This is a genomic window from Kitasatospora sp. NPDC058032 (assembly GCF_042885845.1).
Taxonomy (GTDB): Bacteria; Actinomycetota; Actinomycetes; order Streptomycetales; family Streptomycetaceae; genus Kitasatospora.
Genome location: NZ_JBHVRK010000002.1, coordinates 1 through 14718 on the forward strand (window position 1 = coordinate 1; position 14718 = coordinate 14718).

Here is a 14718-nt window from a genome sequence, read left to right on the forward strand (position 1 = left end):
ACGCCTCCTGCGGGAACCGCCCCTGCTCGTCCACCTCCGCCGCGAACGGAGCGATCTTCGCCTCGGCCAGCGAACGCACCGCCTCACGCAGCATCCCGTGCTCCTCGGAGATCCGGAAGAGATCGAAGTCCTGGCTCATGGTCGGCCACTCCTGTTTCACGACGTTCAAGACGGCACTCAGTACCCTTCATTATGCACGCGCACAACAAAAAGGGAACTCAGTGCCTTCACAGGGTGGTACTGAGTTCCCTATCCTTTTTGTGGCGGAACCGACGAGCGCAGGGAGATGACACCGTGGTCCACGCAGCCATCGACGCCCACACCGAGAGCGCCTCGCTGTACTTCCAGCGCTGCGCCTGGTGCCACAACCCGACCTTCCAGCGGCTGCTCTGCCCGACCTGCGGCTCCACCGACCTGCGGCTGGAGCTCAGCGAGGGCACCGGGGTGGTGCGGCGCTGCGCCGTCGAGCAGGCCCGCACGCCGCTGGCCCGGCAGAAGTCGCTGATCCGGATGGCCGAGGGGTTCGACGTCTGGTGCATCGTCAACGGCCTGCGGTCCACGGTGCCGGTGGGCACCCGGGTGCGGATCACCGCGCCGGCCGGGTCCGAGCAGCCGGAGCTGACGGTGCTGTCGCCGGACGAGCCGGGCCGGGTGCTGCCCGCCGAGCCCCGGCCGCTGCCGCCGACGCAGGGCGGGTTCACCCAGCACCTGGCGGCCTTCGCGGAGTAGCGGGGCGGCGCGGCAGGGCGGCCTTGGAAAAGGGAGAAAAGGGAGTGGCACCGAGTACCCGGGGTACTCGGTGCCACTCCCTCGCGTGCGCGGTGACCGGAGGGTGACCGGACGGGTCAGGCCTTGCGGGCCTTCACCTCGGCGGTGAGCTGCGGCAGCACCGCGAACAGGTCACCGACCACGCCGTAGTCGGCGAGCTCGAAGATCGGGGCCTCGGGGTCCTTGTTGACGGCCACGATGGTCTTCGAGGTCTGCATGCCGGCCCGGTGCTGGATGGCGCCGGAGATGCCGTTGGCCACGTACAGCTGCGGGGAGACCTGCTTGCCGGTCTGGCCGACCTGGCTGCTGTGCGGGTACCAGCCGGCGTCGACGGCGGCGCGCGAGGCGCCGACCGCCGCACCGAGGGCGTCGGCCAGCTCCTCGACGACGCCGAAGCCCTCGGCGGCGCCGACGCCGCGGCCGCCGGAGACCACGATCGCGGCCTCGGTCAGCTCGGGGCGGCCGGTGGACACGCGCGGGGTGCGCGAGACGACCTTGGCGGCGTTGCCGGTGAAGGCGACGGTGACGTTCTCCACCGTGCCGGCGGCCGGGGCGGCCTCCGGGGCGACGGCGTTCGGCTTGACCGCGATGACCGGCACACCGTTGCTGACCCGGGAGTCGACGGTGTAGGAGGCGGCGAAGACGGACTGGGTGGCCACCGGGCCCTGGTCGCCAGCCCGCAGGTCGACGGCGTCGGTGATGATGCCGGAGCCCAGGCGCAGGGCGACGCGGGCGGCGACCTCCTTGCCCTCGCCGGAGGAGGTGACCAGCACCGCGGCCGGCTCGACCGTCCCGGCGATCTGGGCCAGGGCGTCCACCTTCGGGACGACCAGCTGGTCGGTGAACTCGGCGCCGTCGGCGACGTACACCTTGGCGGCGCCGTACTCGGCGGCCTTGGCGGCCAGCTCGGCGGCCTTGTCGCCGGCGCCGAGGACGACGGCGGAGGGCTCGCCGATGCGGCGGGCCAGGGTCAGCAGCTCCAGGGCCGGCTTGCGGACCACGCCGTCGGCGTGGTCGACCAGGACGAGGATCTCAGCCATTGCTCGATGTCTCCGTGATTCGGTGGGGCAGCAGGGATGGGCGCGGGTGGCCCGGGGTGACCAGCGGGATGACTAGATGAACTTCTGGTCGGCGAGGAAGCCGGCGAGCGCCTTGCCGCCCTCGCCCTCGTCCTTGACGACCGTGCCCGCGGTACGCGCCGGACGCGCCGCCACCGACTCCACCGCCGTCCACGCACCCGCCAGACCGACCTCGTCCGCCTCGACGCCCAGGTCGTCCAGGTCCAGGGACTGCACCGGCTTCTTCTTCGCCGCCATGATCCCCTTGAACGACGGGTACCGGGCCTCACCCGACTGGTCCGTCACCGACACCACCGCCGGCAGCGCCGCCTCCACCAGCTCCGTCGCCGCGTCACCGTCCCGACGGCCCTTCACCACACCGCCCTCGACCGACACCTCCGACAGCAGCGTCACCTGCGGCACCCCCAGCCGCTCCGCCAGCAGCGCCGGCAGCACACCCATCGAACCGTCCGTCGACGCCATACCGCCGATCACCAGGTCGAACCCGGTCCTCTCCAGCGCCTTCGCCAGCACCGCCGACGTCCCGATCACATCCGAACCGTGGATGTCGTCGTCGTTCACGTGCACGGCCTTGTCCGCACCCATCGACAACGCCTTGCGCAGCGCGTCCTTCGCGTCGTCCGGCCCCACCGTCAGCACCGTCACCTCGGAACCCTCATGGGCCTCCGCGATCCGCAGCGCCTGCTCCACGCCGTACTCGTCCAGCTCCGACAGAAGGCCGTCCACGCCCTCCCGGTCGGTGGTGTGATCGTCCGAGAAACGACGGTCACCCGTCGCGTCCGGCACGTACTTCACACAGACAACGATCCTCAAGCTCATGAGCGGTTCTCCTGGTACGGGTGCACTGGTCGGATGCACTGGTCCACGGCCTCGGCCGCGGCGAGGGTACTGAGTGCCAGAACGGCCCTTGGCCGGATCTGGCCCGTCGACTCTCCGCGACAGCCTGCGAGGCTCTCCCGAGAGAATACGGCACTCAGTACCCCTCGTAAAGGAACTCAGTACCCTTCGCGGCCTTCCGGGGCTCCGGGAGCGGGGACAAGGGCGCCGCAAGGTTTGTGCAAGACCGGCCAGGACCCGTCATGGAACCGTCATGGAATCCGCCAGACCGCCCGGGCACACACCCGGCGGGGCCGCCGAGACCCGGGGCCCCGATCCGGGATCAAGGAGGGGGAACGACATGACCTTGGTGCACGGGGAAGTCGACGAAGTCAACCACGGGGAACGGTCCGACGGGGCCGGTGCGATCAACGGGAGCGACGGGACCGACGGGGGCGCGGCGCGCCCGGGACGTCCGTGGGCCACGCTCACCGACTGCAAGGAGGTGCTGGTCGTCGTCCACTCGATGGTCTACGGCCAGCGGCTGCACGACATCTATCCACTGCTCGCCGCGGACCTGCGGGTGCACGTCCAGTTCACGGTGGCGCCGCACGCGTTCAACGGGGGCGCGGCGGCCCACCTCCGGCGGCTCGGGGGCACGGTGCTGCCCTGGGCGGAGGCCGTCCGGCGGGAGTTCGACCTGGTGCTCGCCGCCGGTTCGCAGGGCCTGGAGCGGCTGCGCGGACCGCTGGTCCGGCTGCCGCACGGGGCCGGGCACATCAAGCTGTCCCCGGCGGGGGCCGGGGCCGGACGCACGGTGGCCGGACTGGGACCCGAGTACGTCACCTGGCACGGGCGGCTGGTGCCCGCCGCCTACGCGCTCGCCCACGAGGACGAGCGCGCCGAACTCGGCCGCGGCTGCCCCGAGGCGCTGCCGATCACCGAGGTGGTCGGCGACGGCTGCTACGACCGGATCGCCGCCGCGCTCCCCGACCGCGCGCGCTACCGCGCCGCGCTCGGACTGCGGCCCGGCGAACGGCTGGTGCTGGTCTGCTCCACCTGGGGCAGCGGCTCGCTGTTCACCCGGCTCGACGCCGTCCTGCCGCGGCTGGCCGCCGAACTGCCCCGGCACGGCTACCGCACCGCGCTGCTGGTCCACCCCAACGTGGCCGCCGCGCACGGCCCGTGGGCGGTCCGGTCGTGGGCGACGGCCACCGCCCGCGGGGCGGTCACGGTGCTCGCGCCCGAGGAGGACTGGCGCCCGCTGCTGGTCGCCGCCGACTTCGTCATCGGCGACCACGGCTCGGTCACCCTCTACGGCACCATGACCGGCGCGCCGATCCTGCTCGCCGAGTACCCGCACCGGGACGTCAACCCGCGCTCGCCCGGCGCGCTGCTGGCCCGCACCGCCCCGGCGCTCAGCCCGTCCCACCCGCTCACCGCCCAACTCGACTACGCCGCCGAGCAGTACCGGCGGGAGGAGTACGCGGCGATCGCGGCGCGGATCAGCTCGCAGCCGGGCCGCTTCGACCGACGGATGCGGCGGCTGCTCTACCGCGTCCTCGGTCTGGGCGAACCCGCCCACCTGCCGGAGCCGCCCGCGCTGCCGCTGCCCGCCCCGCTGTGGCCGGCGGGCGACGGGGGCGGGCCCGCCGGGTGGACCGGACGGGCCGGGTGGACCGGACGCGCCGGACGGGAGGACGGGTGACCGCGCTGCACACCGTGCGGCTCGCCCCGGCCGACGGCCCCGCGCCGTCGGCCGGGGTTCCCGGCACGCACTTCGAGGCCCGCATCCACTCCCCCGCCGGGGTCTGCCACGGGCAGCTCGCCAGCCGGCTGCCGGCCGGCCGGTCCGGCGGGCCGCTGACCCGCGCGTTCGTCGACGAGCACCTGGCGCTCGACCTCGCCGACCCCGACGCCGCCCGCTGGCGCCACCACGCCGACGTGCTCCACCTCGGTGCCGCCGCCCCCGGACCGGCCCGCGAACGGCTCGCCGCCGTCCTGCGGGCCCACCCCGGCTGCGCGGTCGCCACCGCAGACGGCGAGGACGGCACACTGCTCGTCCTCGCCCGGACGGGCGGACGACTGGTGCTCCGGCCCCGACCGGGGAGCAGCGGGCCGCCCTCGGCCGCACAGCGGCTGGCCGTCGGCTCGCTCGCGCACACCTGGCTCGCCGCCGGCCGCACCCTCGCCGAGATCACCACCCTGACCGCCTCCGCCTACACCTCCCGCCCCGCCTGCCCGGGCTGCCCCCTGGCCGGCTGAAGCGGTGCCGCCGTCCCGCCCCCTGGGGTGGGACGGCGGCATCGGCCGCCCATGGCCCGAGCGTGCGGTCCGGGGGGAGCGGCCCTTCGCCGGCGTCACGGCTGCCACCCGACAGCCCGTACAGAACCGCAGCCCCACACCGACCGGACCCGACATCCGGCCGCCACCGTCCAAGGGCCCGGCACCCCACCGGGTGCTGGCGGCGACACCGGCCGAGCGGGCGGACGTCACCCGACAGCCGTGGCGCGGCGCCTCCCCTCGGCCGCGCCCTACGGCTCCCCCGGCGGGGTGCCGAGGGCGGCGAGGGCGGCGGTGAGGCGGGTGGCGTCCGGGGCGGAGAGGGCCTCGTAGCGGGCGAGGGACTCGCTGTAGCGGGCGGCCGCTCCGGTCAGGTCGCCGCGTGCGCGGGCGAGGTCTCCGGTGAGTTCGAGGACGCGGGCCTCCCAGTGGCCGGCGCGTCCGCTGCGGAACTCGGCGAGCGCCTCCGCGTAGCACCGGTCGGCCTGGTCGTGGGCGCCGAGGGCCGCGTGGGCCTGGCCGAGGAAGGCGAGCGCCCGGGCCGCCTCGTACGCGGCGGGGACGGCGACCAGGTCGCGGTGGGCGTCGGTGATGACGGGAACGGCCTCGGCGGGTCGGCCGTCCGCGAGCAGGACGTCGCCGAGCGCCAGCCGGGCGAGCGCGGTGCCGCGCGGGTCGCCCCCGGCTTCCCTCAGGTCGGCCGTCAGGCGCAGGCACTCGGCCGCCTCGGCGAGCCGTCCCGCCGGGCGGTGGGTCTGGCTCAGGCCGTAGAGGGCGTCGGCCTCGGGGAGCGGCCGACCGGTCACGCGAGCCAGCTGGAGGGCCTCGGTGAACCACGCGGCGGCCTCCTCCCCCTGGCCCGCGTTGCGCAGGCCGGTGCCACCGGAGGTGAGCATCCGCAGCAGGCCCTCGTGGTCACCGGCCTCGCGGGCGGCGGTGCGGCCGATCCGATGGGCGTCGATCCAGAGCCGGGCCGGGCGCAGCCGCAGGAACAGCGGCCACATGGCGTCGACCAGTTGCCAGGCGGTGGCGGCCCGGCCGGTGGCGGCGGCCCAGCGGACGGCGTCGGCGAGTCGGCCGGTCTCCGCGTCCAGCCAGTGGACGGCCGCCGGCTCGTCCTCGAACTCCCGCGCATTGGAGACCTGTTGGGCCGCGTAGTCGCGGCGCAGGGTGCGGTGGCTGGGGCTCAGCAGCGCCTCGGCGGCGGTGGTGGTGGCGAGGTACCAGTCGAGGACGCGGTCGACGGCGGCCCGCCCCTCCGACCGCTCGCGCACCTCGTCGGCGCGGGCCCGGGCGTGCAGCTTCACCAGGTCGTGGAAGCGGAAGCCGTCCTCCATCTCCTCCAGCAGGTGGACGTCGATGAGGCCGCCGAGCAGCCGGTCGGCCTCGGCCGCTTCCAGGGCGCCGACCGCGCAGACCACGTCGAGGGTGAAGACCGGGAACGGCAGCAGGCCGAGCAGCCGGTAGAGCCGGACCGTGTCCGCCCCGAGCACCTCGAAGGACGCGTCCAGCGCGTGTCGCACGGCTTCCCCTTCGACGTCGAGCGCGGCGAGGCCCTCGGACTCCTGGTGGAGCGCCTCGGCGGTGGCGGCGAGCGGCTGGACGGGGCGGGCGGCGATCCGGGCGGCGGCCAGGCAGACGGCGAGCGGCAGCCGGCCGCAGCGCTCCACCACCTCGGTGGCGGCGTCCAGTTCGCGCTCCACCCGCTCGGCGCCGACCCGTTGGGCGAGCAGTTGCACCGAGGCGTCGTCGGACAGCACGTCGACCGGCCGGAACACGGCGCCGTCTATGCCGAGCCCGGTGAGCCGGCGGCGGCTGGTGACCACGACCACGGCGTGCTCCGAGCCCGGCAGCAGCGGGCGGACCTGGGCGGCGGTGGAGGCGTTGTCGAGCAGGACGGCGATCCGGCGTTCGGCGGCGAGCGAGCGCCAGAGCGCGGCGCCCTCCGCGAAGCTGCGCGGCACGGGCGCGATGCCGAAGGCGCGCAGGAAGCCGCCGAGCGCCTCGGCGGGGTCGGCGGGGCCGCCCGGGGCGTGACCGCGCAGGTCGGCGTAGAGCTGGCCGTCCGGGAAGCGGCCGGCGAGGCGGCGCAGCCACTGGGCGGCGAGGGCGGTCTTGCCCACCCCTGCCGGGCCGGTGACCACCACGGTGACGTCGGCCGCGCCGTCCGGAGCTTCCTCCAACTCCCGGTCCAGGGCGGCGAGATCGTCATCCCTTCCCACCAACCGTCTCGGCGTCGGGGGAAGTTGGCGCGGGACGGGCAGTGCGGGCGGGGCGGGGGGCGCGGCGGCCTGGCCGTAGACGGTGAGGTGATGGATCTCCCCGGCCTGGACGACCGAGCCGCCGACCCGGGTGTCGGAGACCGAGTTGCCTGTCCCGGGCCCCGGTTGGTGCGGTCCGTGAGTGCCGTCCCCCCCTCTCATCGGCCGCTCCCGCCGGGCCGCCGTCGCCGAACTCCCGGTGCTCCGAAGCGATCCGGCTCCACTGGTTCCCCCTACCCGTAGAACGATGGACAGAAGTGACGGGAGCGGCCGGTGCGATCGGGCAAACGGCCGCGCTCCCATATCACATGAGGCTCTTCCGGACTGAGTTATGTGTCAATAACGCCTTGCCGCACAGAAGGGTGCGGTATGGATGTCGCCCCCGGAATCGTGGGATGCTCCCTGCACGGCAAGCTGGTAGCCAACCGGCGGGGGGCGTCGCAATGGAGTTCCACCTTCTGGGTTCGGTTGAACTTTCGGTGAACGGCGAGTTGTCGGCAATACCCTCGGACCAGCGGCGACGGCTGCTGGCCGCCCTGGCACTGGACGTCGGCCGTCCGCTCAGCCACGAGACGCTGGCCAACCGGCTGTGGGACGAGGAGCCCCCGCCCAGTGCGGTGGCCAGCATCTACAGCGCGGTCTCCCGCATGCGAAAGCAGTTGCGAATGGCCGTCGCCGAGGAGGGTCACGGCCCGTCCCGCGACTCCCCGGACATCAAGAGCGGATCGCACACATATACGCTTCATGCCGATCGTCAATTGATCGACTATTGGCGCTTTGTCGACCTTTCCCGCCATGCCCGCCAACTCGCCGAGAACGGCGAGGACGTCCAGGCCCGGACCGTCCTGGGCCGGGCGGAGGAAATCTGGCGCGGCGAACCGCTCGCGGGCCTGCCCGGCAGCTGGGCCCAGTCCACCCGCGCCACGATGGCCGACCAGCGCCTCGCCACCACCCTGCTGCGGATCGAGATCGACCTGCGGCTCGGCCGCTTCGGCGAGACCGTCCCCGAACTCACCGCCCTGCGCGAGGAGCGCCCCACCGACGAACGGGTCGCGGCCCACCTGCTGGTCGCCCTGCACGGCGCCGGCCGTCCGGCGGAGGCACTCGCCGTCTACCCGATCGTCGTCCGCCGACTGCGCGCCGACCTCGGCACCGGGCCCGGCGAGACCCTGACCCGGCTGCACGAGCGGATGCTGGCCGGGGACCCGCTCACCGCGCCGGCCGGCCGCACGCCCGCCACCGTGCGCCCTTCCCCCGCCCCGCGCGCCGGTGCGACGCCGCCGCCCGCATCCTCCGGGCGCCGCCTGATCGGCCGCCGGGACGACCTGCGGCGGCTGCTCGGGGGCTCCGAGGAGGCGGCCGAGCACGGCGGCGTGGTGACCGTCTCGGCGATCCTCGGCATGGCCGGGGTCGGCAAGACCACCCTCGCCCTGCACGCCGCCCACCTGATGCGCGGCCGCTTCCCGGAGGGGTACGTCCACCTCAACCTCGGCGCCCACGCCGTCAACCAGAGCCCGCTCTCGCCCCAGGCGGTGGCCACCGCGCTGCTGCGCCGGCTCGGGGTGCCGGCCACCACCATCCCGCTCGACAACGAGGAACTGTTCGCGCTCTGCGCCGAGGTGCTCGCCACCCGGCGCGCGGTCGTCGTCCTCGACGACGCCGCCGCCGCGGCCCAGCTGCGACCGCTGCTGCCGCCGGTGCCGGCCGCGCTGATCCTCGTCACCAGCCGTCGGCGGCTCGCCGAGCTCCCGGGCTCCAGACCGGTCTTCCTGGACATCCTCTCGGTGGACGACGCGGTCGCGCTGTTCACCTCGGTGGTCGGGCGGGAACGCGCCGACGACCGGAGCCGGATCGTCGAGATCGTCGACCGCTGCGGGCTGCTGCCGCTCGCCATCGAGATCGCCGCCAGCCGGTTCAAGGCCCGGCCGTCCTGGACCCTGGGCCACCTCGCGCTGCGGCTCTCCCGCAAGACCGGCCGGCTCGCCGAGATCCGGCACGACACGGAGAGCGTCGCCCGTGCCTTCGAGATGTCCTACCGGTCGCTGTCGGCCGAGCAGCAGGAGGCCTTCCGGCTGCTCGGCGCCCACCCCGGACCGGACATCGGCCTGCACGCGGCGGCGGCCCTGCTCGGCCGCCCGGTCGACGAGACGGACCACCTGCTGGAGGCGCTGCTGCACTGCCACCTGGTGCAGGAGAATTCACCCGAAAGGTATCAACTCCACGACCTCCTAAGGGAATACGCGCTCGCCCTGATGCGCGACGAAGGCGCCGAAGAGGAAGCCGACGCCGCACTGCGGCGGCTGCTCGGATTCATGCTGCACGCGGCCGACCAGGCGGACCGGCTCCTGTATCCGCGCCGTTCACGTCTCCCTCTCCCGGCATTCAGTCAATTACCGGGAATGGAAACGTTGTTGTACGACCTTGACCTGGACTCGCACGAGTCCGCGCGGAACTGGCTGGACACCGAACAGGCCGCCCTGGCCACCCTCGCCTCCCACGCCCGCGCCACCGGCCACCCCGAGGCCGCCGCCTGGCTGGCCCACGTCCTGGCCGGCCGCCTGGACGCCCAGGCCTACTGGAGCGAGGCCCACGACCTGCACCGGGCCGCCGCCGCGTACTGGCGTTCGGTGGCGAACGACCACTGCGAGGCCCGCGCCCTGATCGACCTCGGCGCCACCCTCGCCAACGCCTCCCGCTACCCCGCCGCCTTCGAGGCCCTCGACCGCGGCCTCACCCTCGCCCGCACCGAACAGGACCCCGACGCCACGGCGGAGGCCCTGAGCATCCTGGGCCGAGTGCTCTGGCATCGGGGCGCCATGGCCCGGTCGCTCGCCCTGCAAGAAGAGGCCCTGCACATTCGAAGAGCGCATGGCGACCGCTGGAACACCGCACGCTGCCTCGTCAACATCGGAATAGTCCAGCGCTCCCTCGGACACCACGAAATGGCACTCTCCGCCTATGAAGGGGCACTTCCGCTGGCCCGGCATTTCCAGGACAGAACCTTCGAGATGAGAATTCTCAACAACATCGGCGATCTCCATCTGGCAGCCGGAAGCCTGAAGGCCGCACGTTCCCGATTCGAGCAGGTCATCGCATTCCCCACGGGCACCATCTCCACGTTCGATCTCGCTGTGGTGAAAATCAATCTGGCGGCCACTTTGAGCATTCCGGAGGAGCTCGACCGATCATTGACCCTTCACCGACAGGCGTTGACCGTCTTCCGCTCGCTGAGTGCCATCAAACATGAGGCCGCCGCGCTCAACGGGCTGGGGCACGCACTGCACTCGGCGGGCCGCCCCGCCGATGCCCGCGATCAGCACGCCATCGCCCTTGAGCTGGCCCGCTCGGCGGGAACGGCCCACGAGGAGGCGGCAGCCCTCTACGGTCTCGCCCGCGCCGAGGCCACCCTCGGCGCCCAGGCCGAAGCTGTCGGGCACCTGTCATCTTCGATCAGCCTCTCCGAACGTCTCGGCGCGGCCGATCAGGCCGCGCTGGCCAGGAAAGCCATGGCCGACATTGATGCGACCGAAAACCCGGAGGGATAGATTCCACTTATTTTCTCCTTCCACTTCGCAACCATTGATCAAACTTGATCGACAGGCATTGCCAATGCGCCACAAAACGACATTGACAGCCTCTTTAGAACATCCACCAATGATTCACACTGAGAGCCGGGGTGCTGGCGGCCAAGCAGCCAGCCCATCTGATAGAACTGGCGTCGCACGGAGGACCTGATCAAGCTCGTCCTCGCAGAGATCGATCCCAGGAAAGGCGCCATGTTCAACATTTACGCCCTGATAGCCGGATCCATCCACGTCCTGGCCGCGGGGATAGCCGAGATGCCCATTTGGTGCTGAGGAAAGCGCCGGCGGCGGGAGGGCGTGACCGGAAGCCCGGTCACGCCCTCCCGCGCGTCGCGAGGCTCCGCCGCCAAGTGGCGACACCCTCACCACCCGGAGCCACTCTCCAGCCACGAGATCACGCCCCCGGAGTCACCGGGTTCCATGGCGACCGGTTCACCGGCAAGCACCGCCGAGGTGACCCGCGAGGTTGGGGGCACGGCCAAGGCGGGTGGCTTGCCCGCGAGCGCGGCGTGTCCGCGGTGGTGACCGCAAGTGTGGGGCCATGTGGGGTGCGTGCCACAGCAAGGACACCGCGGCGGTCACCCCGAACTGCGGTTGGTCGGGGCGCGTTGGACGTGCCTTGGAGGGGAAGAATCCCTGTATCGGTCCAGGCGATATCGGCTACCCTCCTCCGGGGGAGGATCTGCCGACTGATGGGGGTCGCCTGTGCCCAGACGCTGGGAGCTCTACCGATCGCCCATGGGGGCCGACGTCGTACGTCGGGAGGTCAACAAGTGCAAGCTGAAGCGCTTCGAGACCGCGAAACTCCAGGCGATCATGGAGCGCGCCGCCACGGGCACGCTTCGCCCTCCCGATGTCAAGCACCTTGGTGATGGCCTTCTGGAGCTGCGCTTCGAGGGCGAGCGGCGAATCTTCCGCCTCTTCTACTCCGAAGTCGACAACCAAGGGCCCGTCCTGCTCGCGGTCAGGTTCATCAACAAGAAGTCCACGCAGGGCATCGCCACGGACCAGGACGACATCAAGTCCGCCCGCAAGCGCCTGGCCGAGTGGAATGGGCGCCGCCGGCCGTGACCGGAGTAGGGCCCGGCCGTTGATGGAATATCTGGGTTAGGCGATACTCGGAGCATCTTCAAGGGGAGAGAGCACCATGGATGAGCACCTGGCATCACTACTCGGCATCGACCCGGACGACCCGGATGTCCAGCGCGCTCATGAGGACGCGGAAGCCCTGATGCAGCTCATCCAGACGCTCGTGGCGCACCGGAAGTCCGCGAAGCTCACGCAGAAGGCAGTCGCTGCCGAGATGGAGACGACGCAGTCGGCGGTGTCGGAGTTCGAACGGCTGGGCGGAGACCCACGCCTGTCGACGATCATGAGATACGCGCGGGCCGTTGGCTTGAAGATCTACGTCAAGGCGCACACCGACCACGAGGTCGCCCGGCCGTCGAGCAGTTGGACACAGGTCGCGGAGACCGAAGAGCGCGTCCCGAACTCGTCCGGCCGACGGAAGGCCGCATGACAGGCGACGCCGCCAGGGAGATCACTTCCGTCGATGAGCTCCTCACCGTGGCGCATCTGAACCACATCCAGTACTTCGAGGTCAGCGGGCGCCGGTTCGACGGCTTTGAGCAGCCCAACGACGACGACCTCCCCGGCGAAGGGGTCGCACAGGTCCGCCTGATGCAACTCTTCGACGGTGAGGCCATCGCCGCGCGGGCACGCGCCGAGGTCCATGCGGAGGAAGGGCTGCTGATCGCGGACGTTGCCGCGTTCTTCCAGATCTCCGAGAAGGTCGATCTTTCACCGGAACTCGTCAGTGCCTTCGCCAAGCGTGTGGCTTCTCCCATCATCCGCCCGTACCTTCGGGAGGCCATCCACAGCACTGCCGCCAAGCTCGGTATGGCAGGCGTGCCGCTCCTCGCACCGCTCGACCATGCTGGCGAGGAAATCCTGAGCCCGGACTCGCCGGCCTGACGGAAGCGGCACGACTGCGTCCCTGCCCAATGCCCGAACAGCTGAGTGCCCGTGCCTTCCGACCGGTCGGAAGGCACGGGCATTCTGCTGCGTGAAGGCGGTCAGGCCTTGGTGAGGGGGACTGCGGCTTCGGGGGTGAGGACGCGGGAGGTGAGGGTTTCCGTCAGGTACAGGTCGATGTTGCGGTCGTCGTGGGAGAGGTAGCCGACGCTGACGTCCTGGCCGAGGTGGAGTTCGAAGTCGCCGCCTCGGGTGGAGAGGAGGAGGGCGCCTTCGAGGGCGGGGGCCCAGATGAGTTCGCCGTCGAGGAGGCGGGCGATGTGGCTGGCGACGGGGTAGCCGTGGTCCGAGGTCTCGTTGACGGCGGTGTAGGCGTCGGCGCCGAGGAGGAGGGCGTAGGGGCCGCCCACTCCGGCCAGGCGGAGGGTGGTGAGGGCGCGGCTCACGGCCTCCGGGTATTCGCGGACGTCGGCGGGGAGCGGGACGGCGGGGTTGGTGGCGGCCGTGCGGATGCCCTCGATGGCGGCGGCGGGGTAGCCGTCGAAGACGGCGCGGTCCTCGGTGAGGGCGAGGGTGCGGGCGGCCGCCTTGACCGGGCCCCAGTCGCTGTCCCGGGAGCCGCGTTCGACGTCGTCCACGGCGGAGCGGTCGACCGAGAAGGGCACCCGGAGTTCGACGAGCGGCCGCACCTCGCGGGCGTGGGCCTGGACGCCCGGGTTGGGCGGCTCGATCGCGGTGAGGTGGCCGGTGCCGACCGCGGCGAGGGTGGGGCCGTCGGGGCCGCTCAGGTCGACGACGCGGCGGCCCGCCAGGTGGAGCTTGAAGGTCTGCCGGGCCTCCTCCTCGATCTCCGCCCAGGCCGCGGCGGAGACGGGGGCGAGTTCGCGGTGCAGGTTGTTCATGGCGCGGGGATGCCTTTCAGGCTGCCGATGGCGAGGGAGCCGTCGGAGGAGGGGGCGGCGACGGAGGCGGGAACGCGGGCGGTGGCGGCGGAGGCCACGGAGACGGCGGCCGGCGCGGGCGGCGGGTCGTCCAGGAAGTCGGCGGTCGGGACGTGGAACAGGGTTCCGGTGGCCGCCACGGAGAAGTCGAGCAGGCGGTCGTGGGCGCCCGGCGGGCGGCCGACGAACATGTTCTCCAGCATCTCCTCGGTCACCGCCGGCGTGCGCGAGTAGCCGATGAAGTACGTCCCGAACTCCCCTCCCCCGCCGAACGAGCCGAACGCCATGTTGAAGCGCATGATCTGCCGCTGCTCGCCGTCCGGACCGGTGACGGTGGTCAGCGCGACGTGCGAGTCGGCGGGTTTGACGTCGTCGGCGAGCTCGATGTCGCTGAGCTTGGTGCGGCCGACCGCGCGCTCCTGCGCCTCGACCGGGAGGCGGTTCCAGGCGTCCAGGTCGTGCAGGTACTTCTGGACGATCACATAGCTGCCGCCCGCGAACTCCGGATCCTCGTCGCCGATCAGGACGGCGGCCTCCGCCGCCCCGCCCTCCGGGTTCTCGGTGCCGTCGACGAAGCCCAGCAGGTCGCGGTCGTCGAAGTAGCGGAACCCGTGGACGGAGTCGACGACGGTGGCGGCCCCGGCGAGGCGCCCGGTGAGCCGGCCGGCGAGTTCGAAGCAGAGGTCCATCCGGTCGGCGCGGAGGTGGAACAGCAGGTCACCGGGGGTGGCCGGGGCACGGTGGCGGGCGCCGGCGACCTCCCGGAAGGGGTGCAGCTCGGCCGGGCGCGGGCCGTCGAAGAGCCGGTCCCAGGCGTCCGAGCCGATGCCGGTGACACAGCTGAGACCGGCGTCGGGGGCGCGGAAGCCGACCGCGCGGCGCAGGCCCGCGAGGTCGGGCAGCAGGGACCGGACGGCGGGTTCGCCGCCGGGGTCGATGGTGAGGACGAGGAAGATCGCGGCGGTGGTGAGCGGGGTGAGGACGGGCTGCGGCATCGGCGGACTCCGGTCTC

General features: G+C 72.4%; 13 protein-coding genes. 7 read left to right on the plus strand and 6 right to left on the minus strand.

The window, feature by feature from the left end; all coding sequences use genetic code 11:
- Positions 1 to 139, minus strand: a 139-nt coding sequence (locus ACFVUH_RS02930; RefSeq protein ID WP_387911320.1) for an acyl-CoA dehydrogenase family protein, incomplete at its 3' end; no start/stop codon positions are given.
- A gap of 155 nt (positions 140 to 294) precedes the next feature.
- Here ACFVUH_RS02930 and ACFVUH_RS02935 point away from each other — a divergent pair.
- On the plus strand, positions 295 to 729 hold the full coding sequence (locus tag ACFVUH_RS02935; protein ID WP_387910777.1) for a hypothetical protein: 435 nt from the start codon (positions 295 to 297) through the stop codon (positions 727 to 729).
- A 116-nt stretch (positions 730 to 845) separates the two neighbouring features.
- Here ACFVUH_RS02935 and ACFVUH_RS02940 read toward each other — a convergent pair whose 3' ends face one another.
- Positions 846 to 1808, minus strand: a complete 963-nt coding sequence (locus ACFVUH_RS02940) for an electron transfer flavoprotein subunit alpha/FixB family protein (protein WP_387910778.1) — start codon at positions 1806 to 1808, stop codon at positions 846 to 848.
- 72 nt (positions 1809 to 1880) lie between these two features.
- Positions 1881 to 2666, minus strand: coding sequence for an electron transfer flavoprotein subunit beta/FixA family protein (locus tag ACFVUH_RS02945; RefSeq protein WP_387910779.1), 786 nt, complete (start codon positions 2664 to 2666; stop codon positions 1881 to 1883).
- A gap of 358 nt (positions 2667 to 3024) precedes the next feature.
- Here ACFVUH_RS02945 and ACFVUH_RS02950 point away from each other — a divergent pair, with 358 nt between their 5' ends.
- Positions 3025 to 4371, plus strand: a complete 1347-nt coding sequence (locus ACFVUH_RS02950) for a hypothetical protein (protein ID WP_387910780.1) — start codon at positions 3025 to 3027, stop codon at positions 4369 to 4371.
- On the plus strand, positions 4368 to 4928 hold the full coding sequence (locus tag ACFVUH_RS02955) for a hypothetical protein (RefSeq protein ID WP_387910781.1): 561 nt from the start codon (positions 4368 to 4370) through the stop codon (positions 4926 to 4928). The genes ACFVUH_RS02950 and ACFVUH_RS02955 overlap by 4 nt, the downstream gene beginning before the upstream one ends.
- A 269-nt stretch (positions 4929 to 5197) precedes the next feature.
- On the opposite strand, the gene ACFVUH_RS02960 is transcribed toward ACFVUH_RS02955, so the two are convergent.
- On the minus strand, positions 5198 to 7369 hold the full coding sequence (locus tag ACFVUH_RS02960) for an ATP-binding protein (protein WP_387910783.1): 2172 nt from the start codon (positions 7367 to 7369) through the stop codon (positions 5198 to 5200).
- Between the two features lie 329 nt (positions 7370 to 7698).
- Between ACFVUH_RS02960 and ACFVUH_RS02965 the strand changes: the two genes are divergently transcribed.
- From ACFVUH_RS02965 to ACFVUH_RS02980, 4 genes are all read left to right on the plus strand, one after another.
- A complete protein-coding gene (locus tag ACFVUH_RS02965) occupies positions 7699 to 10752 on the plus strand; it encodes a BTAD domain-containing putative transcriptional regulator (protein WP_387910785.1) in 3054 nt (1017 codons plus the stop codon).
- Between the two features lie 777 nt (positions 10753 to 11529).
- Positions 11530 to 11862, plus strand: coding sequence for a type II toxin-antitoxin system RelE/ParE family toxin (locus ACFVUH_RS02970; RefSeq protein WP_355376142.1), 333 nt, complete (start codon positions 11530 to 11532; stop codon positions 11860 to 11862).
- Between the two features lie 76 nt (positions 11863 to 11938).
- Positions 11939 to 12310, plus strand: a complete 372-nt coding sequence (locus ACFVUH_RS02975; protein ID WP_355376139.1) for a helix-turn-helix transcriptional regulator — start codon at positions 11939 to 11941, stop codon at positions 12308 to 12310.
- Positions 12307 to 12765: a hypothetical protein gene (locus ACFVUH_RS02980; protein WP_387910788.1), complete on the plus strand. Its 459-nt coding sequence runs from the start codon at positions 12307 to 12309 to the stop codon at positions 12763 to 12765. The genes ACFVUH_RS02975 and ACFVUH_RS02980 overlap by 4 nt, the downstream gene beginning before the upstream one ends.
- 101 nt (positions 12766 to 12866) lie before the next feature.
- On the opposite strand, the gene ACFVUH_RS02985 is transcribed toward ACFVUH_RS02980, so the two are convergent.
- Entirely contained in the window at positions 12867 to 13667 is an 801-nt protein-coding gene (locus ACFVUH_RS02985) for a family 1 encapsulin nanocompartment shell protein (RefSeq protein WP_387910790.1), read from the minus strand.
- The gene (locus tag ACFVUH_RS02990) at positions 13664 to 14701 is read right to left on the minus strand and encodes a Dyp-type peroxidase (RefSeq protein ID WP_387910792.1); all 1038 of its coding nucleotides are present in this window, start codon (positions 14699 to 14701) and stop codon (positions 13664 to 13666) included. Before ACFVUH_RS02990 ends, ACFVUH_RS02985 begins: the two co-directional genes overlap by 4 nt.
- Between the last annotated feature and the right edge of the window lie 17 nt (positions 14702 to 14718).